The following is a 300-nucleotide window of genomic DNA, read 5'->3' as shown; positions in this document are numbered from 1 at the left end:
CCGTAGGCGAGTTCGGTGGCCAGTGCCGCGTCGCGCGAGTCCAGTTTGCGCTCTCGCAGCAGGCCGGGGAGCACCAGATTGGCGTAGGCATCCCGTTCACGCACCGCCTTCAGGACGTCCCGGGCGGCACGGCGGGCCGGGTCGATCGCGTCGACGCCGCGGGGTCCTGCTCCCTGTGGGGGCCGGTTTCCCTTCGGGCCGCGAGCTCCCGGCGACTTCTTGACGTGCTTGCGCGGTGGGCTCGACTCGCGCTTACGAGGCCTGTCGGGTTCTGTCATCGCGCTACCGCCGTATCGTCCA

At 70.7% G+C, this 300-nt stretch carries 1 pseudogene; it reads right to left on the bottom strand.

The features are described from left to right. A pseudogene (locus tag RHBS_RS27890) lies at positions 1 to 278 on the bottom strand (rRNA small subunit methyltransferase B); the annotation flags it as partial. Positions 279 to 300 lie beyond the last annotated feature (22 nt).

Origin of the sequence: Rhodococcus sp. BS-15, from assembly GCF_000813105.1 — a bacterium.
Lineage (GTDB): Bacteria > Actinomycetota > Actinomycetes > Mycobacteriales > Mycobacteriaceae > Rhodococcoides.
The sequence above is the reverse complement of the archived record's forward strand: the minus strand, read 5'-3'. Positions and strand labels throughout refer to the sequence as shown.